The sequence below is a fragment of the Actinoallomurus bryophytorum genome, from assembly GCF_006716425.1.
GTDB lineage: Bacteria > Actinomycetota > Actinomycetes > Streptosporangiales > Streptosporangiaceae > Actinoallomurus > Actinoallomurus bryophytorum.
In genome coordinates this window covers 260570-286913 of sequence record NZ_VFOZ01000002.1, presented here as the reverse complement: position 1 = coordinate 286913, position 26344 = coordinate 260570, and the positions used below count along the sequence as shown (strand labels likewise).

At 71.3% G+C, this 26344-nt stretch carries 22 protein-coding genes and 1 pseudogene; 5 read left to right on the top strand and 18 right to left on the bottom strand.

Features of this window, described 5'->3' with window-relative positions:
- Positions 1 to 57: 57 nt before the first annotated feature.
- Positions 58 to 1512, top strand: a complete 1455-nt coding sequence (locus tag FB559_RS37580) for an FAD-binding oxidoreductase (protein WP_221640627.1) — start codon at positions 58 to 60, stop codon at positions 1510 to 1512.
- 10 nt (positions 1513 to 1522) lie between these two features.
- On the opposite strand, the gene FB559_RS37575 is transcribed toward FB559_RS37580, so the two are convergent.
- The 10 genes and pseudogenes from FB559_RS37575 to FB559_RS46955 all read right to left on the bottom strand — a co-directional run.
- Positions 1523 to 1846 carry a hypothetical protein gene (locus tag FB559_RS37575; protein WP_141962377.1) on the bottom strand — a complete coding sequence of 108 codons (324 nt, stop codon included), beginning with the start codon at positions 1844 to 1846 and terminating at the stop codon, positions 1523 to 1525.
- Between the two features lie 64 nt (positions 1847 to 1910).
- Complete coding sequence (gene nhaA, locus FB559_RS37570; RefSeq protein ID WP_141962376.1) at positions 1911 to 3803, bottom strand: Na+/H+ antiporter NhaA; 1893 nt, start codon at positions 3801 to 3803, stop codon at positions 1911 to 1913.
- A gap of 79 nt (positions 3804 to 3882) precedes the next feature.
- On the bottom strand, positions 3883 to 5955 hold the full coding sequence (locus FB559_RS37565; protein ID WP_141962375.1) for a S9 family peptidase: 2073 nt from the start codon (positions 5953 to 5955) through the stop codon (positions 3883 to 3885).
- A gap of 46 nt (positions 5956 to 6001) precedes the next feature.
- A complete protein-coding gene (locus FB559_RS37560) occupies positions 6002 to 8467 on the bottom strand; it encodes a discoidin domain-containing protein (RefSeq protein ID WP_141962374.1) in 2466 nt (821 codons plus the stop codon).
- 138 nt (positions 8468 to 8605) lie between these two features.
- Entirely contained in the window at positions 8606 to 9010 is a 405-nt protein-coding gene (locus tag FB559_RS37555; RefSeq protein ID WP_141962373.1) for a PPOX class F420-dependent oxidoreductase, read from the bottom strand.
- Between the two features lie 74 nt (positions 9011 to 9084).
- Complete coding sequence (locus FB559_RS37550; RefSeq protein WP_141962372.1) at positions 9085 to 9885, bottom strand: DUF4253 domain-containing protein; 801 nt, start codon at positions 9883 to 9885, stop codon at positions 9085 to 9087.
- A gap of 116 nt (positions 9886 to 10001) precedes the next feature.
- Positions 10002 to 10787, bottom strand: coding sequence for an SGNH/GDSL hydrolase family protein (locus FB559_RS37545; RefSeq protein WP_281286349.1), 786 nt, complete (start codon positions 10785 to 10787; stop codon positions 10002 to 10004).
- Between the two features lie 173 nt (positions 10788 to 10960).
- Positions 10961 to 11941 (bottom strand): alpha/beta hydrolase, encoded by a 981-nt coding sequence (locus FB559_RS37540; RefSeq protein WP_141962370.1) that lies wholly within the window; start codon positions 11939 to 11941, stop codon positions 10961 to 10963.
- 86 nt (positions 11942 to 12027) lie between these two features.
- Positions 12028 to 12246 carry an amidase family protein gene (locus FB559_RS37535; RefSeq protein WP_141962369.1) on the bottom strand — a complete coding sequence of 73 codons (219 nt, stop codon included), beginning with the start codon at positions 12244 to 12246 and terminating at the stop codon, positions 12028 to 12030.
- A gap of 68 nt (positions 12247 to 12314) precedes the next feature.
- Positions 12315 to 12434, bottom strand: a pseudogene (locus FB559_RS46955) (amidase family protein); the annotation flags it as partial.
- Positions 12435 to 12545: 111 nt separating this feature from the next.
- Here FB559_RS46955 and FB559_RS37525 point away from each other — a divergent pair.
- On the top strand, positions 12546 to 13178 hold the full coding sequence (locus FB559_RS37525) for a TetR family transcriptional regulator (protein ID WP_141962368.1): 633 nt from the start codon (positions 12546 to 12548) through the stop codon (positions 13176 to 13178).
- 48 nt (positions 13179 to 13226) lie between these two features.
- Here FB559_RS37525 and mctP read toward each other — a convergent pair whose 3' ends face one another.
- Both mctP and FB559_RS37515 read right to left on the bottom strand, forming a co-directional pair.
- On the bottom strand, positions 13227 to 14852 hold the full coding sequence (mctP, locus tag FB559_RS37520; RefSeq protein WP_141962367.1) for a monocarboxylate uptake permease MctP: 1626 nt from the start codon (positions 14850 to 14852) through the stop codon (positions 13227 to 13229).
- Between the two features lie 3 nt (positions 14853 to 14855).
- Complete coding sequence (locus tag FB559_RS37515; RefSeq protein WP_141962366.1) at positions 14856 to 15119, bottom strand: DUF3311 domain-containing protein; 264 nt, start codon at positions 15117 to 15119, stop codon at positions 14856 to 14858.
- Between the two features lie 357 nt (positions 15120 to 15476).
- Between FB559_RS37515 and FB559_RS37510 the strand changes: the two genes are divergently transcribed.
- Positions 15477 to 17612, top strand: a complete 2136-nt coding sequence (locus FB559_RS37510) for an anthranilate synthase component I (RefSeq protein ID WP_141962365.1) — start codon at positions 15477 to 15479, stop codon at positions 17610 to 17612.
- Between the two features lie 139 nt (positions 17613 to 17751).
- Here the strand turns inward: FB559_RS37510 and FB559_RS37505 are convergent, their stop codons facing one another.
- Together FB559_RS37505 and FB559_RS37500 are read right to left on the bottom strand one after the other, a co-directional pair.
- Positions 17752 to 19776, bottom strand: a complete 2025-nt coding sequence (locus FB559_RS37505; protein ID WP_246122747.1) for a molybdopterin-containing oxidoreductase family protein — start codon at positions 19774 to 19776, stop codon at positions 17752 to 17754.
- Positions 19773 to 20276 (bottom strand): hypothetical protein, encoded by a 504-nt coding sequence (locus tag FB559_RS37500; RefSeq protein ID WP_141962364.1) that lies wholly within the window; start codon positions 20274 to 20276, stop codon positions 19773 to 19775. Before FB559_RS37500 ends, FB559_RS37505 begins: the two co-directional genes overlap by 4 nt.
- Before the next feature lie 191 nt (positions 20277 to 20467).
- Here FB559_RS37500 and thyX (FB559_RS37495) point away from each other — a divergent pair, with 191 nt between their 5' ends.
- Positions 20468 to 21265: an FAD-dependent thymidylate synthase gene (gene thyX / locus FB559_RS37495; RefSeq protein WP_141962363.1), complete on the top strand. Its 798-nt coding sequence runs from the start codon at positions 20468 to 20470 to the stop codon at positions 21263 to 21265.
- 4 nt (positions 21266 to 21269) lie between these two features.
- Positions 21270 to 21989 (top strand): FAD-dependent thymidylate synthase, encoded by a 720-nt coding sequence (gene thyX, locus FB559_RS37490; protein WP_141962362.1) that lies wholly within the window; start codon positions 21270 to 21272, stop codon positions 21987 to 21989.
- 106 nt (positions 21990 to 22095) lie between these two features.
- Here the strand turns inward: thyX (FB559_RS37490) and FB559_RS37485 are convergent, their stop codons facing one another.
- The 4 genes from FB559_RS37485 to FB559_RS37470 all read right to left on the bottom strand — a co-directional run bounded on the left by FB559_RS37485 (position 22096) and on the right by FB559_RS37470 (position 26338).
- Positions 22096 to 23190 carry a hypothetical protein gene (locus tag FB559_RS37485; RefSeq protein WP_141962361.1) on the bottom strand — a complete coding sequence of 365 codons (1095 nt, stop codon included), beginning with the start codon at positions 23188 to 23190 and terminating at the stop codon, positions 22096 to 22098.
- Complete coding sequence (locus FB559_RS37480; RefSeq protein WP_141962360.1) at positions 23190 to 23702, bottom strand: SigE family RNA polymerase sigma factor; 513 nt, start codon at positions 23700 to 23702, stop codon at positions 23190 to 23192. Before FB559_RS37480 ends, FB559_RS37485 begins: the two co-directional genes overlap by 1 nt.
- Positions 23703 to 23827: 125 nt before the next feature.
- Positions 23828 to 25342: a GMC family oxidoreductase gene (locus FB559_RS37475; protein ID WP_141962359.1), complete on the bottom strand. Its 1515-nt coding sequence runs from the start codon at positions 25340 to 25342 to the stop codon at positions 23828 to 23830.
- An 18-nt stretch (positions 25343 to 25360) separates the two neighbouring features.
- Complete coding sequence (locus tag FB559_RS37470) at positions 25361 to 26338, bottom strand: aldo/keto reductase (RefSeq protein ID WP_141962358.1); 978 nt, start codon at positions 26336 to 26338, stop codon at positions 25361 to 25363.
- Positions 26339 to 26344: the final 6 nt, after the last annotated feature.

The following is a 26344-nucleotide window of genomic DNA, read 5'->3' as shown; positions in this document are numbered from 1 at the left end:
GCGGCCGGGGCGTGCGCCGCGCCCGGTGTGGGCGACACCGCGAGCAGCCCGTCGGCGGTGTCCGGTACGCCGACGGCCGCCGCCTGGTCGGCGCTCCGCGGTTCGCTGGCGGGCCGGCTCGTACGGCCGGACGACGGCGAGTACGCGGTGGCGCGCACGAACTTCAACCCGCGCTTCGACCGGATCCGCCCGGCGGGCATCGCCTACTGCGAAAGCGCCCGTGACGTCGCGGAGTGCCTGGCCTTCGTCCGCCGTCACGACCTGGCCGTGACGCCGCGGTGCGGCGGGCACAGCTACACGGGGGCCTCGCTCGTCAGCGGGCTGGTGATCGACGTGAGCCCCCTGTCCTCCGTCCGTGCCGACGCCGCGTCGAACACCGCGACGATCGGCGCTGGGGCGCGCCTGGTCGACGTCTACGACCGGCTCGGCGGAGCGGGCGTCACGATACCGGCCGGATCCTGCCCGACGGTCGGCATCTCCGGCCTGACCCTCGGCGGCGGCGTCGGCGTGGTCACGCGGGCCCGCGGGATCCTGTCCGACAGTCTCCGCTCGGCCGAGGTGGTGACCGCGGACGGACGGACGCTCACCTGTGACGCGGAGAACAACTCCGATCTGTTCTGGGCCTGCCGCGGGGGCGGCGGGGGGACCTTCGGCGTGGCGACCTCGCTGACGTTCGCCACGTACCCCACCTCCGACATCGTGGTCTTCTTCCTCGACTGGCCATGGCCGGCCGCCCGGTCGGTGGTCGACTCCTGGCAACGCTGGGCACCGTCGGCGCCGGACGAGCTGTGGTCCAACCTCCACGTCCTGAACGGCCAGGGAAAGTCCACTCCCACGGTCCAGGTCGGGGGGACCTATCTCGGCGCTCGGGAGGACGCCGAACGGCTGATCGAGACCCTGAAGGGCCGGATCGGCGCGGAGCCCTCCTCGCAGGTGATCGAGACGACCTCCTACGACCACGCCATGATGATCATGGCCGGCTGCACGACGCTGAGCGCGGACCAGTGTCATCTGCCGGGCACACTCCCCGGCCGCACGTCCGGAGGCCGGGAGAGCCGCGAACCGGAGTACGCCGCCTCGCACATCTTCACCACCCCGCTGACCGGGACGGCCATCGACGCGATCCTGGCCGCGGTCCAGCGTCGCGGCGGCCTGGCCGGCGGCGGGAACGGGGGGATCGCCTTCGACGCACTGGGCGGTGCCGTCAACCGGGTGGCCCCCGACGCGACCGCGTTCGTCCACCGGAACGGTCTTTTCAACGGGCAGTTCACCACGACGTGGGCGATGGACGCACCGGCCGGCGCGATCGGCGCCCAGCAGACGTGGCTGCGCGCCCTGCACGACGCGATGACGCCGTACGCGAGCGGGCAGGCGTACCAGAACTACGCCGACGCGGGGCTGTCCACCTGGAAGCAGGCCTACTTCGGTGCCAACTACGCCCGCCTGCTCAAGGTGAAGAACCGGTACGACCCCGACCGCGTCTTCCGCGCTCCCCAGACGGTCGGCTCATAGCGGCGGGTGCTCACCCGGTGCGTACCGGGTGAGCACCGTCCTCGCCTGCGCCGAAGACGCGGGAACGGATCGCGAACGCGTGGACGGTGCCGCCCAGCCACGACACCAGGGAGACGGCGGTGAAGAGAGCGTCGCCGCCGGGTTCCTCGATCCATCCCAGGGTGATGAGCGCCGTGATCGCCAAGGCGGCGTACGCCGCCAGGACGGCCCAGTACGCGGTCCTGCGCAGCCGGATCGCCGGATACACGAAGACCGGCACCGTGGCCAGCCCGAAGGTGACCAGCGGCGCCAACGCCCAGGCGATACCGACCGCCGTACGCCCGTCCTTGCCCATGTACGTCCTTTCGTCGTTTCTTGGACGGATAGCAGGCCGGATCGGTGCACTTCGGGCAGAGAGATCAGGCGTTCAGGTAGGCACGGGCACGTGCGGAGCGGACCGCCGCGGACAGGGTCTCGATGTCGTACGCCCCATGGTGACGCCGGCCGTTGATGAAGAACGTCGGGGTGCCGGTCACGCCGCTCAGGTCCGCCGTGTCGAGGTCCTCGGCGACGCGGGCCGCGCCGAGGTGGCGCCTCAGGTCGGCGCTGAACCGCTCGACGTCGAGGCCGATGTCCCCGGCGTAACCGATGAGGTCGCGGACGCGCAGCTTGTCCTGGCAGTCGAGCAGGAGGTCGTGCATCTCCCAGAAGAACCCCTGCTCGGCGGCCGCCTCGGAGGCCTCGGCCGCGAGCTGGGCCGCCGGATGCACGTCGTGCAGGGGCAGGTGCCGCCAGACGTACCGCACGTCGCCGAAGTCGGCGAGCAGCTCACGGACCACGGGCTCGGCCTGCCCGCAGTACGGGCACTCGAAGTCGCCGTACTCCACCACGGTCACCGGGGCGTCGCCGGAACCGCGGATGTGGTCCCGCTCCGGGTCGACCGGCGCGGCGAGGTCGATGATCGCCTCGGCGGTGCCCAGGAGCGCCCGCAGCTTCAGTCTCTTGGGCAGCATGCGGGTGACGCGGAAGATCGCCCAGGTGAGCGCCGACGCGACGAGCGCCGAGGTGAGGATGCCGAGCTTGGCCTCTTCGAGTTCGACCCCGTTGAAGGCGAGCGTGGCGATCAGCAGGGAGACGGTGAAGCCGATGCCCGCGATCGCGCCGCCGCCGACCACGGCCGCCCAGCCGACCGGCACCTCCACGCGGCCGCGGCTCAGGCGGTTGAGCAGCCAGGAGGAGCCGGTGATCCCCAGCGGTTTGCCGAGCACGTACGCGAACAGGATCCCCAGGGTGATGGGCGAGGTGAACGCCCGGCCGAGGAGCCCGCCGCTGATGGTGATGCCCGCGTTGGCGAGTGCGAACAGCGGAACGATCACGTAGCTCGTCCACGGGTGGTACAGCAGCTGCAGTCGCTCGTTGGGGGAGATCGCCGAGGCCAGCCCGCCGGTCACGGTACGCGCCAGCTCGGCCGTCGGCTGCTCGCGGAACGACCGGAACAGATCGCTGGCCCGCTGCAGGTCATCGCGCGCGGCCGGGGACGCGTACACGAGCAGGCCCATGATGAGGCCGACGACGATGGGTTCCACCCCGGACTCGAACATCGCCACCCACGCCGCGACGCCGAGCATCGCGAACACGGCGCCGTGGTGTTGTTGCCCTCCGATGCGCAGGAGCAGGATCACCGCGAAGATCGCCAGGGTGACGAGCAGCGCCATGGGCCGTATGTGCCGGCTGTAGAAGATCCCGATCACGATGAGGGCGACCAGGTCGTCGACGACCGTGACGGTGAGCAGGTAGGTGCGCATCCGGGCCGGCAGATGGGAGGCGGCCAGGGTGAGCATGCCGAGGGCGAACGCGGTGTCGGTCGACATCGCGGCGCCCCAGCCGTGCACGGACGAGCGTCCCGCGTTGATGGAGAGGAAGATCGCGATCGGCACCAGCATTCCGCCGACGCCGGCCACCAGCGGCAGCGTCAGCCGCCGCCGGTCGCGCAGCTCGCCCATGTCGAACTCGCGCCGTGCCTCCAGGCCGACGACGAAGAAGAAGAGGGTCATCAGCCCGGTGTTGATCCACTCGCGCAGGTCCTGGGACAGCTCGGACCCGCCGACGCGGATCGAGAGCCGGGTCCTCCACAGGGATTCGTACGACGCGGCGTCGACGTTCGCCCAGATCAGGGCCGCTACGGTGGCGCCCAGCAGCAGGGCGGCGCCGCCGGTCTCGGTGCGGAGGAACTCCCGCAACGGGGTCTTGAGCTGCCGGGCCCAGGCGGTACTTCCGGAGAACCGCGCGGCGGCCTCCCGCGGCTCCGTCATCCGGGCGTACTCCTCTGGTGCCGTCTCCTCAGGAGACCGGTCGGCATTCCCACAAAACACATCGTAAGCGGGCGCGACCTCACGCGATGCCATCGGCCGACCGTGTCGCGTCGCCGGACGGGCAGAGGTGTCGTCGCAGGAAGTGTGCCTGGTGGTGCAGCAGGTTCTCGGTGGCCGCCGTCGCCATCGCGTGGTGGCCGACGCCGGGCAGGAGGAGCACTTCGTGTGGGCGGCCTGCCGCCAGCAGGGCGGTGGACAGCCGCAGGGTGTTGGCCGGGTGGACGTTGGTGTCGGCGAGGCCGTGGATGAGGAGCAGTGGCCGGGTCAGGTCCGGTGCCGCGGCGACCAGTGAGGACGCCTCGTACCGGCCGGGGAACTCACGGGGGTGGCCGAGGAACCGTTCGCGCCAGTGCGTGTTGTAGAGCAGCTGGTCGGTGACACCCGCACCGGCCACGGCGGCGTGGAAGACATCCGGCCGCCGGAGCACGGCCAGCGCCGCGAGCGACCCGCCGAAGGACCAGCCGCGGATGCCCACCCGCCCGAGATCGAGATCCGGGTGGAGGCGCGCGGCCTCCCGAAGAGCGGTCACCTGGTCTTCCAGCACCGGCCCGAACAGGTCGCCGTGGACCTCGCGCTCCCAGTCCGGTCCGCGGCCCGGCGTGCCCGCACCGTCGGCGACCAGGACCGCGAAGCCCTGCTCGGCGAACCACTGTGACACGAGGCACCGCCAGGTGAGCTCGGCGGTGACCTGCTGCCGCCCCGCACCACCGTAGGGATCGACCAGGACCGGCAGTCGCACGCCCGTACGGTGCCAGGAGGGGAGGTAGAGCGCGCCGCGCAGCTCGCGCGGCCCGAGAACGAGCCGTGTCACGCGTACGTCCAGCGGGGGCCGTTCGACCAGTGACGCGATGGGGACGGCCGGTCTCCCGTCACGCGACACCGAGACCCGCCCGCCCGGCCGGTCCGCGCACCGGGCGACGCGCACCAGGGTCCCGCCGCGGCGCACGGCCGAGTGCACGCCCGCCTCCGCGCTCAGCCGCCGGACGCCCCCTCCGGCCCGATGGCTCCACACGTGGGTCTCGGCGGGCTCATCCGACGCGGTGAACACCACCTCGTCGCCGTCCACGCCGAGCACGGCACGTACCTGAAGGCCCGGCGGCGTGACGGTGAGGCCGTCCACGGTCAGGTGCCGCGTCCCCCGCAGGTCGGCGTGGGCGACCAGGGCCCCGGAGGCGGTGCGCGCCGGCAGGCCCGGCAGCAGCTGTACCCAGCACGCGTCGCGCTGCTCGCTCAGGACCCGTGTCCCGCCGCCGGCCGGGTCGATCACGAGGAAACGGACGGTGCGCTGGTCGCGGGACTGCACGACGGCGTAGGGGCCATGGGCGTCCCAGCCGGCGCCCACCAGGTATTCGAAGGCGTCACGGTCCCAGACCGCCTCGGTCCGCGAGCCGTCGATCCCCGTGATCCATAGCGTGACCTCGGCGTTGGCCGTGCCGGCCGTCGCGTAGCGCACGGTGCGCGGCGCCGTGCCGGGCTCGGCCGCGTCGGCGGCGTGCCACCGCCCGACTCGCGCCGGATCCACCCGCGCGACCAGCAGCCGCGCGCCGTCCGGTGCCCACCAGTGCCCCCGCGGGCCGTCCGGCGACGTGGCGTGCGTGTGCTCGGCGGTCCCGAACGTGACCTCGGGCCCGTCGGGGGCGGCGATCGCGCGGTCCCCGGTCCCGTCCGTCTCGATCACCCGCAGGGCACCGCCGCACACGTACGCGATCCGCCGCGCGCCCGGGGCGGGCCGTGGGTCGGCGACCGGGCCCTCGGCGGGCAGGCACCGGACCCGCCCGCCGGCGAGATCCACCGTCCACAATCCGCCGGCCAGCGTGACGGCGGCGAGCCCGGCCGCCGGGTCGGTGGCATAGGCGTCGACGCCCGCGCCCGCCGGAGCGGAGGCACCGAGGAGCTCGGCGGGGTCGGCGAGGAGCCGCTCGGTTCCGGAGTCCGTGTCCAGCGCCCACAGGCAGGTCACGGGGTCATCGCCCGCCCGGCTGCGGAGGAACAGCACGGACGCCCCGTCCGGCGTGACCGTGAAGTGGCCGGGGACGCCCAGGGAGAAGCGCCGAGTCGGGAAGAGCCGGCCGTGAAGGGAGTCCGTAGCCATGCCCGACACCCTTCCACAGCGTGCGGACGGCTCCCGGCGGCCACGGCTACCCGGCGGGTATGCCGATCTGGATCTCGGCCGCGGAGGCGTATCCGGCGCCCGCGCCGAGTGCGGTGAGCCGGACGAAGCGCGCGGCGACGCCCGGCAGGCCGATCGTCTTCCGCGTCGCGTCGAGTGGCCAGGTGCCGGTCGCGACCGGCGTGTAGGAGACCCCGTCGGTGCTCGCCGCCAGCTCATAACGCGTGATGACGCCGTTCGGGTTGCCGTCCTCACGCGGCTGGTAGGTGACCTGGGAGATCCGCCGCGTACGGCCGGTGTCGACCGTCACCGACTGCGGGAGCGGGGTGAGCGGGCTCCACTCGCTGTGCCACATCGACTGGACGCTCCCGTCGACGGCCTTGCGCGGCTCGTAGCCGTGGTGGAAGCCGGTGCCCGTCGCCCTGAGTGACCGCGCCGGCAGATAGCGGATGTCGCCCGTGGGCCGGACCGGCGTCACCGACAGGTCGTCGAACTCCGCGTGCCGCCATGGTGAGACGCCGAGGCCGACCTGACCCGAGGCGTGCACCGGGGTGCCCACCCGTGCGAGCCTCGCACCGTCCAGGGAGGCGGTGACCTGGTCGCCGGAGAAGCCGAGCCGCAGCCGGTGCCACTTACGTGCCGGGACGGCCGCATGGCCGGCGGCCAGCGTCCGGCGCTGGGCCGGATGTGTACGCTGCCGCGCCACGCCGGCGCACGCCGGGTCACTAGGCACGCAGAGCGTGGAGTCCTGCCCCCGCAGGTTCTCGTCGTAGAGCTGCCAGTCGCCGTCGGCCGACAGCCGCAGGTGGATTCCGGACACGGCGTCGGCCCACTGGCCGTCGACGCGGCCGAGCAGTTCGGCCCAGCCGTCGCCGTCGAGGCGTACGTCCACTCCGGCCTCGTAGTCGCGCCATGACTTCAGGTCCCCGACGACGGTCACCGGGCGCCTGAGCCAGCCGTTCCACCACACCGGCTGCGTCCCGATCACCTGCCGCAGGCAGCGTCCCGCGCGGCCCGTGCAGGGGGAGACCTCGAACGCCCCGTCCAGGTCGGAGATGTAACGGGGCGTCGCTCCGTCGGCGTAGGACTGGAATCCGTCGCGGTACGGCAGCCGCAGCGGCGCGGGCGGTGGTGAGACGGCCCGGCCCTTCCCCTGCCCCGTCGTCGTGGACAGCGTGTAGACGTGGCCGGGCCGTAGCGTGAGCGTGTCGCCGGGCCGTACGGACCCGGCCCGCACGAACCACCGGCGGGAGTCCGTGGAGGACAGGTCCGTCGACCACACGGCCACCGGGCGGTCCGGCAGGCCGCCCGTCACGGAGAACCTCAGCCGCTGCGGCGCGGTCGCGTCCACGGTCTCGGCGACCAGGCTGTAGTCCCGCGAGTCCGGCGAGCGCAGCGCGACATAGCTGCCGCCGCCGTTGAGGTAGCCCTTGGCCGAGTCGACGTAGTGCCAGCCCGGCGCCGTGAACTGCGTGGTGTGCGCGGTGGCCCAGATGCTCGGCCCGGCGACGTACGCGCCGGACCAGGGCTCGTCGGCGCCCATCAGCCCGGACGCCTGGAACGGCATCGTGTCGTACCACGACGCGATCAGCGACCAGTTGATCGTCGAGGTCATCCCGCCGTCGATGTAGGGACGGGAGAGCGCGCGTGCCAGCGGTGCGGCGCCGGAGTCGTAGGGCAGCGACCCCTGCTCGCTCGCGTGCAGCGGCTTGCCGAGCGCCTGCGCCGCCGCCGGGCTCGGGCAGCGCAGGTAGTCGCTGAGGTATCCGCAGACGTAGTGCTGGCCGACCACGTCGACGGCGTCGCGGAAACCTGCGTCGGCGGCGATCGGCCCGAGGACGTCCCAGTTGAAGCTGTCGTCGGCGACCACCTTGATGTCGCCGTGGCCGTGGTCGCGCAGGGCCTGGTGCAGGCGGACGTACCAGCCGGGGTCGGAGTAGGCCTCGTTCCAGCCGCCCAGGTAGTCGATGTGCAGATGATGCCGTGCGGCGCAGCCGAGCCAGGAGGTCAGGTAGTCGATGTCGGGCGTCGTCCAGACGGTCGGGCGCGCCTCACCGCTGCCGGCCCAGCCGGGGGCGCCCCACTGCAGCGCGGACAGCTTGATGCGAGGGTTGCGCGCCTTGGCCTGCTCCATGAGCCACCATTCGTACCCGCGGTCGCAGTCGAGGTCCGACGGCGTGCGCATGTGGCTCGGCTCGGCGCCGTCGGTGGAGTTGGTGTCGCCGCCGATCTCGACCTTCAGGATCTGCAGGGCGGCGCCGTAGCCGGGCTTGAACAGGTAGTCGAGGATCCGGCTGCGCTGCGGCTCGGGGTAGTCGATGAGTAAGCGCGACGAACCACCCGCGCTGAGCGCGCCCACTCCGTCGAAGACACGGCCGCCCGCCGCACCGTCGATCGTCACTTGCCGGGGCGCCGCCGCACGCGCGGGCGTGGCGAGCGACAGGGCGACCAGGACGCCGGCGGCGGCCAGGATCCAGCGGGGGTGCGGGCGCATGGCGTCTCCTCACGGATGCTCCGCACCACGGACTTTCACGTACGTGACGCGGCGTCAACGGCTATGTCCGGAAGCGGCACCGTACCGGCGAGGATGTTTGCCCGCGCCGGTACGGCACGCACGAGGCTCCCGCGTCGCTCACCCCTGACCGCCGGGCTTGAAGATGACGCGGTCGGGCCGTACGCGGATGGTGATGCGCTCCCCGGCGCCCGAGCGGTGGGGATGGTCGGCGATCCCGAGGTACTTACGGGCGAGTTGGTCGAAGACGTCGGCGGCGCCCTCTTCCTCGAGCCGCGCGATGCCGGAGACGCTGACGAAGCGGAAGGCGTCGCGGGGGTGGGCCACGCTGACCGAGACCCGGGGGTCGGCGCGCAGGTGCTTCTCCTTGGCGCGCCCGATCGCCGTGTTGAAGATGACGTCGTCTCCCTCGACGTCCACCCAGACGACCGTGCTGTGCAGGGACCCGTCGGGGCGCACCGTCGTCGCCCATCCGGGGATTGCCTCGGCCAGCAGCGCCTTGGCCTCGTCGGTCAGGCCGGACATGATCGGACTCCCGTCCGTCGCAACGGTATGGCGCGGGGCCATCTCTCAGTGTGACGGTCCAGTGTGACGGCTCGTCATTCCCAGTGGAACGACCAGGCCCGCGCGCCGCGAATCTGTTCGGCGTGACCCTCCAGGGTGCCCGGCCCCTGGACGATGGCCTCGGGGCAGAACGTCGCGTGTTCGGCCGCCACGTGCAGCGCGTGCCGGAAGGTCATGGGCGGTGCGGCGATGCTCAGGTCGAGGGTGTCGAACCCGATGCCGACGACCCGCGCCCCGAACCTGTCCTCCCAGCCGCGGATCACCGCGGAGAGCGGCGCCGTCAGCGGGTTGTGGTGGCGCGCGCCCTGCCAGCCGATGGCCGCGAGCACGTCGGCGCCCCGCCCGGCGGGTACGAGGCCCAGGGGGCGGCCGGGCAGGTGTCCCGCGTACCGGTCCGCCGCCGCGTCGGCGTCCTCCACCGGCTCTCCGGGCATCGCCGGGCCGGGAGAGTAGTAGCCGAACGGGGTGATGTCCATGGGCGGCTCGTGCCACTCGGTCCAGACCTCGGCCATGAACGCGGCAGGATCGTAGGTCGCGATCTCGGCGACCGGTTCGGGGGCGATCTGCCCGGCCGACCAGGGCTGGGCGGAGTCGTCCAGGAGCACGGGCCACAGTCCCGAGGAGGAGTGCCCGGCGCGGAAACGCGCCCACACGTCACCGGTCACCGGTTCCTCGCTCATCCAGAACGCGGGACGCTCGGCCGGCCGGTGCTGGGGAAAACCGGGATCAGGCCAGACCGCGTATCCGGCCGGCAATGTCACGGAGAGTGACTCATCCAGGGCATGGCCCGGGAACAGCTCGTCCAGGCCTGCCATCAGCCGCTCGAGATCGTCCATCGCAGTCGCTCCGGCGCCGGAGGGCGTCCCGGCGCTGCGGGAGATCGTAATGCGGCCGGGCCGCCCATGTGCGGGCGGCCCGGCCATAGAGCCGATTCCGGGCGGTCGATCGCCGCTCAGCTGTCCTTCGCGTGCGAGTGGGCGAGCGCCGCACCGGCCGCCGACGTGAACGCCGGCAGGTATCCGGACGACTGCCCGAGCGCGGTCGGGTGGTACGAGTCGCCGATCGGCCAGGTGACTGAGTTGAGCCAGTTGTCGCCCGAGCACAGTTCGTGGCCCTTGAACTGGTTGCGCACGTCGGCGAAGGTGAAACCGGCGTTCGAGGCCGCCGTGGAGATGACACCGTCGAGCACGTCGGCCGCGGCGTTCAGCGCGTTCCGCTTGGTGTTGCTCAGCCCGATGCAGAAGCTGGTGATGATGTACAGATGCGGATAGTCCAGCACCACGAAACGCGCGGACGGGGCCTTGGCGCGCATCGCGTCGTAAAGCGAACTGAGGCTTCCCGGAAGGGTGGTCCGCATCGTGTTCTCGGCGTTGTTGACCGCCGAGACACAGGTCGAGTCGGAGCTGAGTACACAGGTCTGCATCACATCGGCGAAGCCCGCGTCATTGCCGCCGATCGTGATGCTCGCGAGCGTCGTTCCTGAGTTGAGGGCGCTGAGCTGGTTGTTGCGGACGTCCGCCGTTCTCGCACCCGAGCACGCGACGAAACTGAACGACGCGGGTGAATGCGCGGCGGCCCACTTGGAGGCATAGGCGTTGCTGCTGCGTTCGCAACTGCTTCCGTCGTAGGACCCGGCTCCGTTTCCGGACGAGTAGGAGTCGCCGAGAGCGACGTAGTTGGTGGTCGACGCGTAGGCGGGAGTCGTCGCGGCGGTGATGGCGGCGGCCGAGAGAGACACGGCACAGACGGCTGAAGCGACGAGGCGGGGGATTTTCATCGGCTCTCCAAGACGGGACTGGCGCTCGCTTTACTCAAACACCGTTTTCGCCTTTTGTGGAGAAGCCGAAATTGGCCGATTTCTAGTTGATTTCGCCGTTGACACCCTTGAGAAAAAAGTGTCAGATAGATGGCTCAGGCGAGCGAGACCTGGGGGCCGCGTCCGAGCGCGATGAGCGCGAGGTTCCGCAGTGACAATGAGCCCGGACGCAGATAGTCGCCGTGCCCGGCCGCACCGGCGGCGAATACCCGAGCCCCGAATCCAGGCGAGACGGGATCGGTGCCGAATCCCAGTCCGAGCACGCGGACATGGGGCACGAATTGCATCCAGTCACGTGAGCCACGCGCGGCCCAGACGTTCGCGCGCGTGCCGAGGGCGCCGGCCGTGGACGCCCGCATCCCGGGGCTGCCGAACGCCGCCACGTCGTCGACGGGCAGTCCTTTGAGCGCCTCGCCGCAGACCACCGAGCCGTAGCTGTGGCAGAGCAGTGCCGTCTCCGCCGCCGGGTTGAGATCGTGCAGCTCATCGACCAGCCGGCGCAGCCGGACCGCCCCCGCGTCGGCACGTACGTCGGTCATCACCCCCGCGCTGGTGACCTGCGGCGGGCTGTAGCCCAGCCACGCGACGACGGCGAGACGCGGGTGCGGGGCGAGCCGCCGCGCCTGGGCCAGCAGGGCGCGCGCGCCGCCGCCGGGAGTGGAGTACGGCTGCTGCCCGCGTTCGTCGAACGTGGACAGCGTCGTGTCGGCGCCGGGCACGAGGATCGCCAGCCGCCGGGCATGGGCCAGGTCGCCGATGACCTCCACCGCACGGCCCGTGCCCCGCGGGTCGAAGAACAGGAACTTGCGGCCGGGCGTGAGCAGCCGGTCCAGGGCCCGTGCCCGGTCACCGTCCTGAATCCGCCGTGCCGTCCTGAGCGCCTGCCCGATCGCCCGCCGGTTCGCCTTGTACCGCGCGGCGAGGGTGGACACCGAGAGCGCGGGCAGCGCACCGGGCCTGGCGTACAGGTCGACCCGTGCCGCGCCCAGCGTGGTGACCCAGACCGCGATGATGACCGCCACGGCCGCCAGGCACCTGCCCAGACCACGGGCACGGGGAAGGCGCGGCGTGACCATTCGAGAACCCCTCCAGGGCGCGGCGGCAGGAGAAACGGGGACAGAGTCTGCCACGGGAACGCACCTCCCATGACCGAGACGACGGGCTAGGCGCCGGTGCCGGGATGCCGGCCGGCCCACGGCCGGGCCTGTTCGAGCTGGTGTGCCACCCGCAGCAGCACGTCTTCGCGTCCGTACGCGGCGACGAGCTGCACGCCCACGGGCAGGCCGTCCGCGGACCAGTGCAGCGGCAGGCTGATCGCGGGCTGGCCACTGATGTTGAACGGCTGCGTGAAGGCCACACACCGGTCCGACCGCGCCGCCAGTACAGATCGATGCGCAGCGAACCGGGGTCGGCGCCGAGCTCACGTACGTACGCGCCGGCGGCGGCGTCACGGACGGAGCGCGTGTGGCAGAAATGGACGGCGGGTCCGCTCTCGTCACCGTACGGCCCGAGCGACACCCGCCCCTGCGTCGGTTTGAGACCGACCACGCCGCAGCACGACGCGGGGATCCGGAACGCCTCCCGCCAGTCGACCCGTCACCGTGGATCAAAGGGAGCGACGCACCGGACGCCGGGCTGGCACAGATTTGAGCAGGACCTCTGCCGGACTACGCTCGTCGCGTGAGTGCCGGTGCGGACAGGACCGAGACGGCCGCGGCGAGCCGTACGACGGCGCCGGGGCGCGACCCGCGCCGCCGGCGCGCTCTGCTGGAGGCCGCCGACCGCATCATCCGCCGCGAGGGGCCCGACGTCTCCATGGCCTCGATCGCGGCCGAGGCGGGCATCACCAAGCCGATCCTGTACCGCCACTTCGGCGACAAGAGCGGTCTCTACCAGGCGCTGGCCGAACGCCACACCGGCCTGCTCGTGGACGCGGTACGCGCCGCGTTCCGGCGGCCGGGTGAGGTACGCGAGAGGGCGCGGGCGGCGATCGACACCTATCTCGCGGCGATCGCGGCCAACCGGCACCTGTACGGCTTCCTCGTCCATCGTGCCGGCGCCGAGGACACCGCGACGCACAGCGCGATGAGCACGCTCATCCGCGGCCTGGGCGGGGAGCTGGCCGAGATCCTGCTCGCCGAGGGACGCCTGCCGGACCCGGTCCGCGGTCACATCTGGGGCCATGCCACGGTCGGCATGGTCCAGGCCGCGGGGGAGTGGTGGCTCGACCACTCCGGTGTGCCGCGCGCGACCGTGGTCGACAGCATCGTGGACCTGCTCCTGGACGGCTTTCCCGCGGGCGGCCGTACCTGAGAGCTCCGGCGGCCGCGCACGAGGGGCACGGCCGCCGGAGGCGCACGGTCAGGTGGCGAGGCCCTCCTCGACCTCGCGGGTGCCGCGGACGACCTTGGGGTCGCCCTCGTCGGCGTAGTAGTCGCTCGTACGCGTGACGTCCACGCCGTCCGCGGTCTTGGCCGCCTTGAGCACGATCGTCGCGACCACCGCGACGACGAGGTTGACCGCCAGTGCGATGGCGCCGACGTAGACGGTCATCTTGGTGTCGATGCCGATGTCGCTCAGGGCGTAGGCGGAGCCGCCGAAGTGCTTGTGGCCGTTGGCGGGGTTGGGGATGCGGTAGAGCATCCAGATGCCCGCCGCCATGCCGGCGACCCAGCCGGCGATGAGGCCGCCGCGGTGGAACCAGCGGGTGATGAGGCCGAGTGCGACCGATGGCAGGGTCTGGAGGATGACCACGCCGCCGATGAGTTGCAGGTCGATGGAGAACTGCGGGTCCAGCAGCAGGATCGCGAGCACCGCGCCGATCTTGACGACGAGTGAGGCGAGTTTGCTGACGGTGGCCTCTTCGGCCGGGCTGGCGTCCTTGCGGATGTACTCGGTGTAGATGTTGCGGGTGAACAGGTTCGCGGCGGCGATGGACATGATCGCGGCGGGGACGAGTGCGCCGATGCCGATGGCGGCGTAGGCGACGCCGGTGAACCAGCTGGGGAAGACGTGGTCGAACAGCAGCGGCACGATCGTGTTGCCGTCCGGTTTGCCGTTCGCCCCGGTGACCGGCTTGATGCCGGCGGAGATGGCCATGAAGCCGAGCAGCGCGATCAGGCCCAGCAGGAAGCTGTACGCCGGGAGCGCGGCCATGTTCCGCTTGATGACGTTGCGGTTCTTGCTGGCCAGCACGCCGGTGACGCTGTGCGGGTACAGGAACAGCGCCAGGGCCGATCCGAGGGCGAGCATGGCGTAGTTGAGCTGGTTGTTGTGGTTGAGGAACGTCCCGTCCGTGGGTGCGGGTGTCTTTTCGAACTTGGCGTGCGCCGAGCCGAAGATGTGGCTCCAGCCGCCGAGCTTGTGCGGGATGTAGAAGATCGCGACCAGGATCACGACGTAGATCAGTGCGTCCTTGACGAACGCGATGAGCGCCGGGGCGCGCAGACCGGACTGGTAGGTGTAGGCGGCCAGGATCGCGAACGCGATGACGATCGGCCAGTGGCCCTTGACGCCCATCGCCTCCAGCGTCGCCTGGATGCCGACGAGCTGCAGGGCGATGTAGGGCATGGTCGCGACGATGCCGGTGATCGCCACCAGTAGCGCGAGGGTGGAGGATCCGAAGCGGGCGCGTACGAAGTCGGCCGGGGTGACGAACCCGTGCACGTGCGAGACCGACCAGAGCCGGATCAGCACCAGGAACACCAGCGGGTAGACGACGATCGTGTACGGCACGGCGTAGAAGCCCGCCGCGCCGGCGCCGAACACCAGCGCGGGCACCGCTACGAAGGTGTAGGCCGTGTAAAGGTCACCGCCCACGAGGAACCAGGTGACCCACGAGCCGAAGCTACGGCCGCCCAGACCCCATTCATCCAGGCTCTTCATGTTGTCGGGGCGGCGCCAGCGCGCCGCGAGAAAGCCCATCCCGCTGACGATCACGAAGATGACGGCGAAGATGACGAGCTCGGTGGTGTGCCTGCCGGACATCGCTCAGTCCTCCGTCTCTGAAGCCGTGCCGGAGTCACGGGCGATGGTGTCCTGCGGGCGCCGCGTCATCAGGTAGACCAGGGTCGTGCACCCGACCCCGAGCAGGATGAAGGCGAACTGCGCCCAGTAGAAGAACGGGAACCCGCCGAGCCGCGGCTTGTCCCTGTTGAACAGGAACGTCAGGAGCGGAACGACGACCGGAAGGATCAGCAGCCAGTTCCACGGACTGCGGTCACTCCGGCGTGGTCCGGGCTCTGTGTCGGCCAACGGTCCTCCTATGCCAAATGCCAACGCGCGAATCGGCCGCCCGGCGGGTATCCGGACGACCGAATTCCTTGGCAGAAGATTTAAGGAAGAGTGGATCTCGGTTCGGTCTCGGCTGCGCGTCTCTTTGGACGTTTCGAGCCGCTATCAGGGGCGTTGTGCGCGCCCGCCCGTCGTGTCCTGCTGGCGCACCGTCCGGTGACCGGGTAGCCTTCAGGCCATGCGAACCCCGGCCAGGCAGTGGTGGTGGCGCCGCTAGGCGGCGCGGGTTCACGCATTCTCAGACACCGCAGCGACCGCCCTCGTCCGGCGGTCGTTCTTCGTTTCCGCCGCGAGGGCCAGAAAATCGAGGGGCCGATCGTGGAGACGACGACCGACTATATGACGGCGGGCGGCGTGCGCGTCGTCCGCAGCGCCACGCCGGTGGACTCCGGGCGCAAGACCGACGAGCTGGACGCTCTGGTGGCGGCCGTGGGCACGCGCCGGGGCGGCGTCCTCAGCTCCGGCATGGAGTACCCCGGGCGCTACAGCCGCTGGCACATGGCCTACATCGACCCCTGCCTCGAGGTGGTCGCGCGCGGCCGTCACCTGGCCGTGCACGCGCTCAACGACCGGGGCACGGTCCTGCTCCCCGCCATCACCGCGGCGCTGGCCGCCGCCGGCGAGCCCGCCGAGGTGCCCGGCGGCGTCGAGGTCTTCGTGCCCTCCTCCGACGAGGTCTTCGCCGAGGAGGACCGCAGCCGGCGGCCCACCGTGTTCACCGCGCTGCGCGCCATCGGTGACCTGTTCGCGGGAGACGACCCGCACCTGGGCCTGTACGGGGCGTTCGGGTACGACCTGGCGTTCCAGTTCGAGCCGATCAGGATGAACATCGAGCGCCCGGCCGACCAGCGCGACCTCGTGCTCCACCTCGCCGACGAGATGATCGTCGTCGACCGCAAGCGTGAGACGTCGGCGCGGCTGTCCTATGACTTCGAGGTCGGCGGCGTGAGCACGCGGGGCATGCCGAGGCGTACCGAGACGACGCCTCCGGCACAGGCACGCGAACTGCCGCCGGGCCCGACTCCGGGCGCGTACGCCGAGGTGGTGCGCGAGGCCAAGGAGAAGTTCGTCCGCGGAGACCTGTTCGAGGTGGTCCCCGGCCACGTGATGTACGGCCCGGTCGACTCGCCTGCGGCCTTCTTCGAGCGGCTGCGGGTCACCAACCCCGCGCCGTATGAGTTCTTCTTCAACCTGGGGGAGGGGGAGTACCTCGTCGGCGCGTCGCCGGAGATGTTCGTGCGCGTCACCGGGGACCGGGTCGAGACCTGCCCGATCTCCGGCACGATCAAGCGTGGCGGCGACCCTCTGGAGGACGCCGACAACATCCGCACGCTTCTCAACTCGGCCAAGGACGAGTCCGAGCTGACGATGTGCACCGACGTCGACCGCAACGACAAGTCGCGGGTCTGTGTGCCCGGCAGCGTGAAGGTGATCGGCCGCCGGCAGATCGAGATGTACTCCCGGCTAATCCACACCGTCGACCACATCGAGGGGCGGCTGCGGCCCGGCTACGACGCCCTCGACGCCTTCCTGACCCACATGTGGGCGGTCACGGTGACGGGCGCCCCCAAGACCTGGGCGATGCAGTTCATCGAGGACCACGAGCAGACCCCGCGGCGCTGGTACGGCGGCGCGGTCGGCTGCATCGGCTTCGACGGCTCGATGAACACCGGCCTCACCCTGCGGACCGCGCAGATCCGCGACGGCATCGCCGCCGTACGCGCCGGGGCCACGCTGCTGTACGACTCCGATCCCGACGAGGAGGAGCGCGAGACCTACCTCAAGGCGCGCGCCCTCATCGAGGCGCTGTCCCCGTCGGCGGCCGCCGCCGGGGCGGCCGGCGCGCGCGAGCACGCGGGCGACGGGCTGAAGGTCCTGCTCGTCGACCATCAGGACTCCTTCGTCAACACGCTCGCCGACTACTTCCGTCAGCAGGGCGCCGACGTCACGACGCTGCGCTTCGGCTTCCCCGACAAGATGCTGGACGAGATCCGCCCCGACCTCGTGGTGCTCTCGCCGGGGCCGGGCCGTCCGGCCGACTTCGACACGGCGTCGCTGCTGGACTCGGTGTACGCACGTGACGTCCCGGTGTTCGGGGTCTGCCTCGGGCTGCAGGGCATGGTCGAGCACGCGGGCGGCGAGCTCGCACTGCTGCCCGAGCCGTCGCACGGCAAGCCCGGCCGGGTCGAGGTGGGCGGCGGGCACCTGTTCGACGGGCTGCCCGGCGCGTTCACCGCGGCGCGCTACCACTCGCTGCACACGACACCCGACCGGGTGGGCGGGGAGTTCGAGGTCACGGCGGCGCTCGGCGACGTCGTCATGGCGATCGAGGACCCGGTCCGCCGGCGCTGGGCGGTGCAGTTCCATCCCGAGTCGATCCTCACCGCCACCGGCGAGACCGGTCACCGGATCATCGCCAACGTGCTGGAGATGTGCCGCGCCCCGCGGCGGTGAGCCGCAGGCCGTCGCGCGACCGCTCCGGCGACGGCGCGGCCAGGCGGGTGAGAGGCGCCGCACGGCCGATCCGCTCCTCACCCGCCCCGGCCGTTCGCGGGCGATCCAGGACACGAGGTCCCGGCGGGCACCAGGAGGGTCAGGCGAGGGCGACCTCGACGCGGTTGTCGTGGAAGACCGCGCCGCCGCCCATGTCGGCATCGCGTTCGTCGATGGTCGCGTTGACCGTGGCGCCCCCGTTGAACTTGGCCCAGTGTCCCTTGGTCGTCGCCGCGACCCCGGGCCGTACCCGGTCCGAGACCTCGGCGACGGCCTCGAACGACCCCCGCGTGTTCTCGACGCGCACGGCGTCCTGACCGGAGATGCCGCGGGCCGCCGCGTCGTCCGGGTGCAGGATGATCACCGGCTTGCCGGTACGCCGCCGCAGCTCGGGGTTGTTGCCGAAGGTCGTGTTGAGAAAGTGGTGCGAGGCGGCGGAGATCAGGACGAGGCCGTCACCGGGGTCGGCGTGCGGGGTGAAACCGGGCAGTGGTTCGTGCCCGGCGCGTAGGGCGCGCTGGGAGTGGAACTCCAGCCGGCCGGAGGTGGTCGGGAACCCCTCGGCGAACGGCAGGAACGGCCGGTCGACGTTCAGCCGCGCGTATCCCTGCTTGCGCAGCCCCTCGACGGTGATGCCGGCGAGCGAGGGGTGCGGTGAGTCGAGCAGTTGCCGTGCGAGGTCCTCGTCGGAGTCGTACAGGCTCGGCTCGGTCATCCCCATCCGGCGGGCCAGCCGCCGGAACGTCTCGGAGGTGGACAGGCACTCACCGGGCGGGTCGACGGCGGGTTCGTTCCATACGAGGTACAGGTGCCCGTAGCCGGCGATCAGGTCCAGGTGCTCGGTCTGCATCGTCGCGGGCAGGACGATGTCGGCGTAGTCGGTCGTGTCGGTGAGGAAGTGCTCCAGGACGACGGTGAACAGGTCCTCGCGGGCCAGGCCACGGACCACCTTGCGCTGGTGCGGGTTGCTGCCCACCGGGTTGGCGCCGATCACGAACAGCGCCTTGACCGGCGGGTCGCCGACGTCGAGCAGGCCCTCGCCGAGGCGGGTCATCGACAGGGTCCGCACCGGGTGCGGCAGCAGGTCGATCCTGACCAGCTTCGGCAGGTTGAGCTTGAAGTGCCCGCTCGTGGAGTAGCAGAGCCCCCCGCCACGCAGCGCCCAGTCGCCGGTCACGCCGGGAAGGCAGGCGAGGGTCCGCAGCGCCATCCCGCCGCCCGCGTGCCGCTGCATGCCCTGCGTCGCGCGGATCGCGGTCGGCCGGGTTCGCGCGACGCGCTCGGCGAGCGCCACGATGCTCTCCTCCGGCAGCCCGGTGATCCGTGCCACCCGCTCCGGCGGGAACTCCTCGATCCGGGCGCGGAAGGCGTCCCAGCCGAGCGTGTGCGCGTCGATGTAGGCCTGGTCGTGCGCGCCCATGCCGACGATCACGTTGAGCAGGCCGAGCGCGAGGGCGGCGTCGGTGCCCGGCATCGGGGCCAGATGCTCGTCGGCCTGCGCCGCCGACCGCGTGCGTACCGGGTCGATGGCCACGACGTACGCGCCGTCGCGGCGGGCGTCCTGGATGAACTTCCAGACGTGGTGGCCGCTGGTGAGCGGGTTGGTGCCCCACAGCAGGATCAGCTTCGCGTGCGCGAAGTCCTCGGGGTCCATGCCGCCCGAGGTGCCGAGCGTGTACTTCAGGCCGGTGCTGCCCGCGATCGAGCAGATGGTCGGATCGTGGATCGAGGCCCCGAGCACGTTGAAGAAACGGCGCCCCGCGAAGCCCTCCAGCCCCTGGATGTAGCCCAGTGAACCGGTGCCCTGGAACGGCCAGACGGCCTGACCGCCGTACTCCCGCGTGACCTCGCCGAGGCGCCCGGCGATCTCGTCGAGGGCCTCGTCCCAGCCGATCCGCTCGAACCGCCCCTCGCCCTTGCGGCCGACGCGCCGCATCGGATGCAGGACACGGTCGGGCGCCCTGGTCTGCTCGAGGTAGCGGTTCACCTTGACGCACAGCGCGCCCCGCGTGACCGGGTGCTCGGGGTTTCCGCGCATGCCGACGGCCTCGCCGTCCTCGACGGACACCACCCACGAACATCCGTCGGGGCAGTCGAGCGGGCAGGCTCCGAGGACCTTCTTCACACCTCATCCTCGTAACGCTCGCCGAGGTAGCCCTCGATGTCGGGGCCCTCGGGCCGGGCGAGTACGTGCCGCAGCCAGGCCCGCCGTTCGAAGTCGGAGACGGCGAGCTCCCACACGCAGCCGATGGCGGAGGTCGGGTGCGGGCGCATCGTGCCGAGCCTGGTCGGCAGCGAGGAGTACATCCGCTGGTGGAGCTCGTTCTCACCGGCCCACCAGTCGAAGATCGCGAAGGCGTAGTCGCTCGCCTCGTGGAGGATGACGTAGCCGATGCCGTACCGGTCGATGTCGTACGGGTCGTCGCCGCCGCTGTGGACGGCCGGGCTCGGCAGGACCGAGGGGACCAGCGCCTCGGCGACGGTGACGAGCTCGGGCCGTGGCGGCGCGCCGGTCGTGGTGATGCCGTAGAACTTCAGCCGCCAGCCGGCCGCCTCGTGCAGCTTGAGGAAGCCGATGGTGCGGGGCTGGTAAGCGTCGGTCCTGGTGATCGCGGCTTCCGTCACGGGGCCTCCTTCGTCGACCCCACGGGCCTATGGGGTCCCTCGGTCCGATCACTCACAGGTCCTCCTGAGACGGATACTCCCTTATTTATACCTGCCAGGTATGTCATCCCTGGACGGGCATTACGCCCTGGCCGGGCGGGTGGTGGTGTCGCCCGTCGCCGTGACGGTGGCCGGCTCTAGGCTGGTGGCTCATGAAGAGCGTTGAACCTGAGGTCTACCTGGTCGCCCGTCCCGAGCTCGACTACGACGAGGTGGCGCGGTACCTCGGTGAGGTGGGCGGCACCGCCTGGCTGGAGCGGCTGGACCGCGGCGACCTCGAGGAGGAGCTGAGCGACCCGCAGAACCTCGCCGAGTTCGCCGGCCGCCTCTGCTACCGGTCCTGGGAGCCGGGGCTCAACCCCAACGTGACCAAGGTGCGTACCGACCAGACGCAGTATCTGGAGAACATCCTCCGCAGCCTGCACGGGTCGGTGCTGGAGCATGTCAGCTTCTCGTTCGTCCTGCACAACGTCAGCCGTGTCCTCACCCACGAGCTGGCACGGCACCGGCCCGGCGTGGCGATCTCGCAGGAGTCGCTGCGTTTCGTGCGCCTGCAGGACATCCCGTTCTGGTTCCCCGAGTGGGCGCAGAAGGACGCGGAGCTGATGAAGCGTGCCTCCGCCCTGCTCACCCAGATGGAGGAGTTCCAGGGCTGGATGGCCGAGCACTTCGGCCTGGACACCGAGGGCGTCCCGTTCAAGGAGAAGAAGCACAAGACGAGCTTCATGCGGCGCTTCGCACCCGAGGGCGTGGGGACCGGCCTGGTCTGGACCGCCAACGTCCGCACCCTCCGGCACGTGATCGAGGCACGTACGGCCGCGGGGGCCGAGGAGGAGATCCGCCTGCTCTTCGGTAAGGTCGGCGAGCTGATGCGGCGGGAGGCCCCGGCGCTTTTCGGCGACTACGTGGTCGAGGACGGCGCGTGGACCCCTGAGTGGCGGAAGGTGTGACCCGATGACGGACGAGATCCGGTTCCGCGGCGACATGACGGTCGAGCTGGTCAAGCACGCCGCCTCGGACGCCGACGTGGTCTGGGCGGCCCGGGTGTCCACCAAGGGGGAGAGCTCCCTGGCCGATGTCGAGGCCGACCCGGAGCGCTCCCGCGGCCTGATCAACTTCTTGATGCGCGACCGGCACGGCACGCCGTTCGAGCACTCCACGATGACCTTCTACGTCCGCGCGCCGATCTTCGTGTTCCGCGAGTTCATGCGGCACCGCACGTTCAGCTACAACGAGGAGAGCGGCCGCTACCGCGAGCTGGCGCCGGAGTTCTACGTCCCCGGCCCGTCGCGCAAGCTGGTCCAGCAGGGCAAGCCGGGAAAGTATGAGTTCGTCGAGGGCACGCCGGAGCAGCACAAGCTCGTGTCCGAGTCCACACGGGAGGCGTGCCGGCAGGCGTACGCGGCCTACCGGGAGATGCTGGAGGCGGGCGTGGCCCGCGAGGTGGCACGCACGGTGCTGCCCGTCGGGCTCTACTCCTCGATGTACGCCACGTGCAACGCCCGCGCCCTGATGAACTTCCTGTCGCTGCGCACCCGGCGGGACGACTCCAAGTTCCCTTCCTTCCCGCAGCGGGAGATCGAGATGGTGGCGGAGGAGATGGAGCGCGAGTGGGCCGCACTGATGCCACTGACCCACGCGGCCTTCGAGGCGGGCGGCCGGGTCGCTCCCTGATCCACGAGCCGCCCTCCTGGCGCGTTCCGCTTGTGATCTACATTGTAAAGGCAGCGGCCCGGATCGGTCCTTCCGCCCCAGACGACAGACGGATCCGGTGCCCACGTCATCCGAGAGGCGCGGTGGTCCACCGGGACGGGGCCGTGCCGAGCACGGTGATCCGGCGGTACAGGCCGGTGACCCCTCCGGTGGCCTGGAGCCGCCGCAACGTCTGGCCGGAGGACTGGATCGTGACGTCGAACCCGTCGACGCCCAGGACGATGAGTGTGTGCCTGGCCACGCCACCTGACGTGGACTGGCGATTGATGGCGCGGTGACCGTCGACGATGACCCTGTGGCCGGGATCGCCGGCGGGACGAGCCACCAGCCCCGCAGGGGTCACCCCGATCTCCAGCCCGTTGTCCGGTGAATACGCTCCGGCGGCGAGGCTGACCGCGGCCGAATCGGCGGACCCGCCCCCCAGACCCGGGCCGGCTGTAGACAGATAGATCTTCAGCCCGCCGGGCAGTCCTTCGACGTGGAAGGGGAACGCGGTGGGCTTGGCGGTGCCGAACGTGATCGACCTGGCGATCCGGTAGATGGTGCCGGTGTCGTCAGCGGCTCCCTTTACGGAGACTTCGGCCCAGCGGCGCGACCCGTACTGCCAGCGCAACCTGCCGCCGTATCCGGTACCCGGCTTGGTGGCCCAGTGAGCCTGCCTTTTGTTCACGGGAGCGGCGGGCAGCGGATTGATCGGCTTGCCGCCTGAGAGATAGCCGAGTATCGGTTCAGGACCCGCACCGAGGTCGGTCAGGTCAATGGTCCCTCCGCGGGCACCGCCCAGGCCGGCGGCCATCACTTCGAACGTGTGCCGGCCGTTCTGGTGGTCCTCGATGACCGTCCGTGGCGTGTATCCCTTGGGCAGCCACCCGAAGAAGGCGCGCTGCACGAGCGGGTTGGGATAGGCCCCGTCACTCGACTGCGGCGGCGGGGAGGCGGGCCGCCGGTCGGGTTCGGCGCCGAGTCGTGGTAGCCCGGTGGCCGCCAGCGTCACGACCAGGCCAACCGCCACGGCCGTTCCCGCCAGGGCACAAGCGCGCCGCACTCGCAGCCTCCGGCGGCCACGAGCGGCGAGCGCGGCGACGTCGATCTGCGGGCGCCGGCGGGGAGTGCTCGCGATCTGTTCCAGCCTGCGGTGGAGATCCAGGGTCTCGTCGGTCATCAGGCCGTTCCCTCCTCGAGACTCATGGTCGGCAAGAGTGCTTGACGCAGCGCCGCCAGCCCTCGCGAGGTCTGGCTCTTGACGGTTCCGGTGGAGCAGTTCAGGACCTCGGCCGTCTGTTCGATCGACAGGTCGCAGTAGAAGCGGAGCACCACGGCCGCGCGCTGCCGTGGGGCCAGCTCCCGCAGTGCCGCGCGCAGGTCCAGGTCGCTGTCGCGGTCGGCGAGGTACGGGCTGGGCTCGGGCGGTTCCCGTACCGGCGACACCCGTCTCCACCAGCCGGTTCGCTGTTCGGCGAGGAACACCCGTACGAGGACGGTCCGCGCGTAACCATCGACGTTCTCCACCGAGCCCGCGCGGTGCCATTTCACGTACAACCTGGTCAGGGCCGCCTGTACGAGATCGTCGGCACGGTCCCAGTCCTGGCAGAGCAGGTAGGCGACGCGCTGCAGCCACGGAAGTCGCGCGGCGACGTACGCGGTGTACTGCTCGTCCCGTGCTGTTCCCGCCACAGGCACCGCCCTCTCGTCGGATGCTTCACACCGTTTCTAATGCCGCCGGGTCGCCAGGAGGTTGCATCCATCGCGACCGCGATACCGAACCGATGCGACGCTCGTGGGTGCGCGTGCGGTCCGTATCAGCCGTCGCGCCCGGTGAGCCAGGCCGCCGCGCGTTCGGCGATGGCCAGGACCGTGGCGTTGGTGTTCGCCGACACGATCGCGGGCATCACCGACGCGTCGGCCACCCGTAGCCCCTCGACGCCGCGTACGCGCAGCCGCGGGTCCACGACGGCCATCTCGCCGGTGCCCATCCCGCAGGTGCCGGTCAGGTGAAAGTAGGTGCTCACGCTGCGCCGCACATAGTCGCGTAGATCATCGTCGCTCCGCAGCGATGGGCCGGGAGAGATCTCCTCGTCCCGCCAGTCCGCCAGGGCCGGAGCGGCGCCGATCTCGCGGGCCAGGCGCAGGCCGGTGACCAGCCGCTCCAGGTCGCGTTCGTCGGCCAGGTACGCCGGATCGATCAGCGGGGCGGCGGCAGGGTCGGCGCTCGCCAGCCGCAGGCCGCCTCGGCTAGCCGGTGTCATCAGCCCGACACTGATCGAGTAGCCGTCTCCGGGGACGGCTACGCCACGCAGGCGCCTCGCCGCGCGACCGAACACGAACTGCAGGTCCGGCTCGGCCGCGGACGGGTCGCTGCGCAGCACGACCAGCGGCCTGCGGGCGAGGACGGGCATCCGTGTCGGCCGCGTCGCGGTGTAGCCGACGCGAGTCTGCGGATGGTCCTGGAGGTTCGCGCCGACCCCGGGCAGGTCGGTCACCACCTCGACGCCCACCTCCCGCAGATGCCCGGCCGGGCCGATCCCCGAGAGCATGAGCAAGCGCGGGGATCCGATCGCGCCCGCCGCCAGCACGACCTCGGCACCGGCCCGGGCGCGCCGAGGCTCGCCCCCGGCGACGTACTCCACGCCTCGGCAGCGGCCGTTCTCCACGGTCAGGCGCAGCACGCGGGCACCGGTGCGTACCGTGAGGTTCGGGCGGTCGAGCACGTCACGCAGGTAGGCGTCGGCCGCGCTCTGCCGGCGCCCGTCCACCACGTTGACCTCCAGCCAGGCCACACCCTCCTGGACGGCACCGCTCAGATCCGTCGTCTCGGCGTGCCCGGCTTCCAGCGCCGCCCGCCGCATCGCGAGCCACAGGGGGTCGTCCACGACCGGCGCGGCGACCCGCATCGGCCCGTCGAGACCCCGGTACGCCGGGTCCCGGCCGTCCGCGCGCTCGCTGCGGCGCAGGAACGGGAGCAGTTCGTCATGGCTCCAGGCGGTGCCGCCCGCGGCGGCCCAGGCGTCGAAGCTCGCGCGATGGGCTCGGACGTGGCACATCGCGTTGATGGCACTGGAGCCTCCGAGCACCTTTCCCAGGGGTACCGGGAGGCGCGCCCCGCCCAGTCCGGGCTGCTCGACCGTCTCGTAGGACCAGTCGGCCGGGCCACCCTGCAGGGCGGCCCAGCCGAGCGGATCGGCCATGGCGGGCGGGCCGGTGGCGGCACCGGCCTCGACCAGGAGCACACTGCGGCGCGGGTCCTCGGAGAGCCGGGACGCCAGGACGCAGCCCGCGGTCCCGCCGCCCACCACGATGTGGTCGTGCTCGGTCATCGGCGGCTCCCGTGGGTGCTACCAGCGGTCGTGGACCAGGGGACGGATCAGCTCGTCGTAGACGGCGGTCACCGCGGCGTGGGTCTGCTCGTCCAGCGGGGAGAGGCGCGTGGCCTCGGCGTTCGCCTCCGCCTGGCGCTGGTTCCGCGCGCCGGGGATGACCACGCTGACGCCGGGCTGGTCGATGATCCAGCGCAGCGCGAACTGCGCCATCGTCATGCCGTCCGGCACGAGGGACCTGAGGCGCTCGACCGCCGCCAGCCCGGTCTCGTAGTCGACCCCGGCGAAGGTCTCGCCGACGTCGAACGACTCGCCGTGCCGGTTGAAGTTGCGGTGGTCGTCCTGGCCGAAGGTGGTGTCGCGGTCATAGCGCCCCGACAGCAGCCCGCTGGCGAGCGGGACCCGGGCGATGATGCCGACCCCGGCCCCGGCCGCCGCGGGAAGGACCTGCTCCAGCGGCTTGAGGCGGAAGGCGTTGAGGATGATCTGCACGGTGGCGACGCCCGGCCGGGCGATGGCCGTCAGGGCCTGCTCGCAGGTTTCCACGCTGACGCCGTACGCGGCGATCCTGCGCTCCTCGACCATGGAGTCCAGCGCGTCGTAGACGGCCTGGTCGGAGAAGACGGCGGTCGGCGGGCAGTGCAGCTGCACGAGGTCGATCGTGTCGACCCCGAGGTTCTCCCGGGAACGGTCGTTCCAGGCGCGGAAGTTGTCCAGGGTGTAGGCGGAGGCCTCCTGCGGGACCCGGCGGCCCATCTTCGTGGCCACGGTGAGGCCGGGCCGCTCCTTGATGAGCTTTCCGACGACCTGCTCGCTGCGCCCGTCGCCGTACACGTCGGCGGTGTCGATGAAGGTGACACCCGCGTCGACGGCGGTGTTCAGCGTCGCCAGCGCGTCGTCCTCGGTGACCTCGCCCCAGTCGGCGCCGAGCTGCCACGCCCCGAGCCCGACTACTCCGACCTGCCTGCCTGTTCTGCCCAATTCGCGGTTTTCCACATGCCA

Bases quoted from the DNA above. Each gene is read 5' to 3' on its own strand.
- nhaA (WP_141962376.1), bottom strand. From the start codon at position 3,803: ATGACGGAGCCGCGGGAGGCCGCCGCGCGGTTCTCCGGAAGTACCGCC.
- thyX (WP_141962362.1), top strand. From the start codon at position 21,270: ATGACGGACGAGATCCGGTTCCGCGGCGACATGACGGTCGAGCTGGTC.
- mctP (WP_141962367.1), bottom strand. From the start codon at position 14,852: ATGTCCGGCAGGCACACCACCGAGCTCGTCATCTTCGCCGTCATCTTC.
- FB559_RS37475 (WP_141962359.1), bottom strand. From the start codon at position 25,342: ATGACCGAGCACGACCACATCGTGGTGGGCGGCGGGACCGCGGGCTGC.
- FB559_RS37485 (WP_141962361.1), bottom strand. From the start codon at position 23,190: ATGACCGACGAGACCCTGGATCTCCACCGCAGGCTGGAACAGATCGCG.
- thyX (WP_141962363.1), top strand. From the start codon at position 20,468: ATGAAGAGCGTTGAACCTGAGGTCTACCTGGTCGCCCGTCCCGAGCTC.
- FB559_RS37555 (WP_141962373.1), bottom strand. From the start codon at position 9,010: ATGTCCGGCCTGACCGACGAGGCCAAGGCGCTGCTGGCCGAGGCAATC.
- FB559_RS37540 (WP_141962370.1), bottom strand. From the start codon at position 11,941: ATGGTCACGCCGCGCCTTCCCCGTGCCCGTGGTCTGGGCAGGTGCCTG.
- FB559_RS37575 (WP_141962377.1), bottom strand. From the start codon at position 1,846: ATGGGCAAGGACGGGCGTACGGCGGTCGGTATCGCCTGGGCGTTGGCG.
- FB559_RS37565 (WP_141962375.1), bottom strand. From the start codon at position 5,955: ATGGCTACGGACTCCCTTCACGGCCGGCTCTTCCCGACTCGGCGCTTC.
- FB559_RS37560 (WP_141962374.1), bottom strand. From the start codon at position 8,467: ATGCGCCCGCACCCCCGCTGGATCCTGGCCGCCGCCGGCGTCCTGGTC.
- FB559_RS37550 (WP_141962372.1), bottom strand. From the start codon at position 9,885: ATGGACGATCTCGAGCGGCTGATGGCAGGCCTGGACGAGCTGTTCCCG.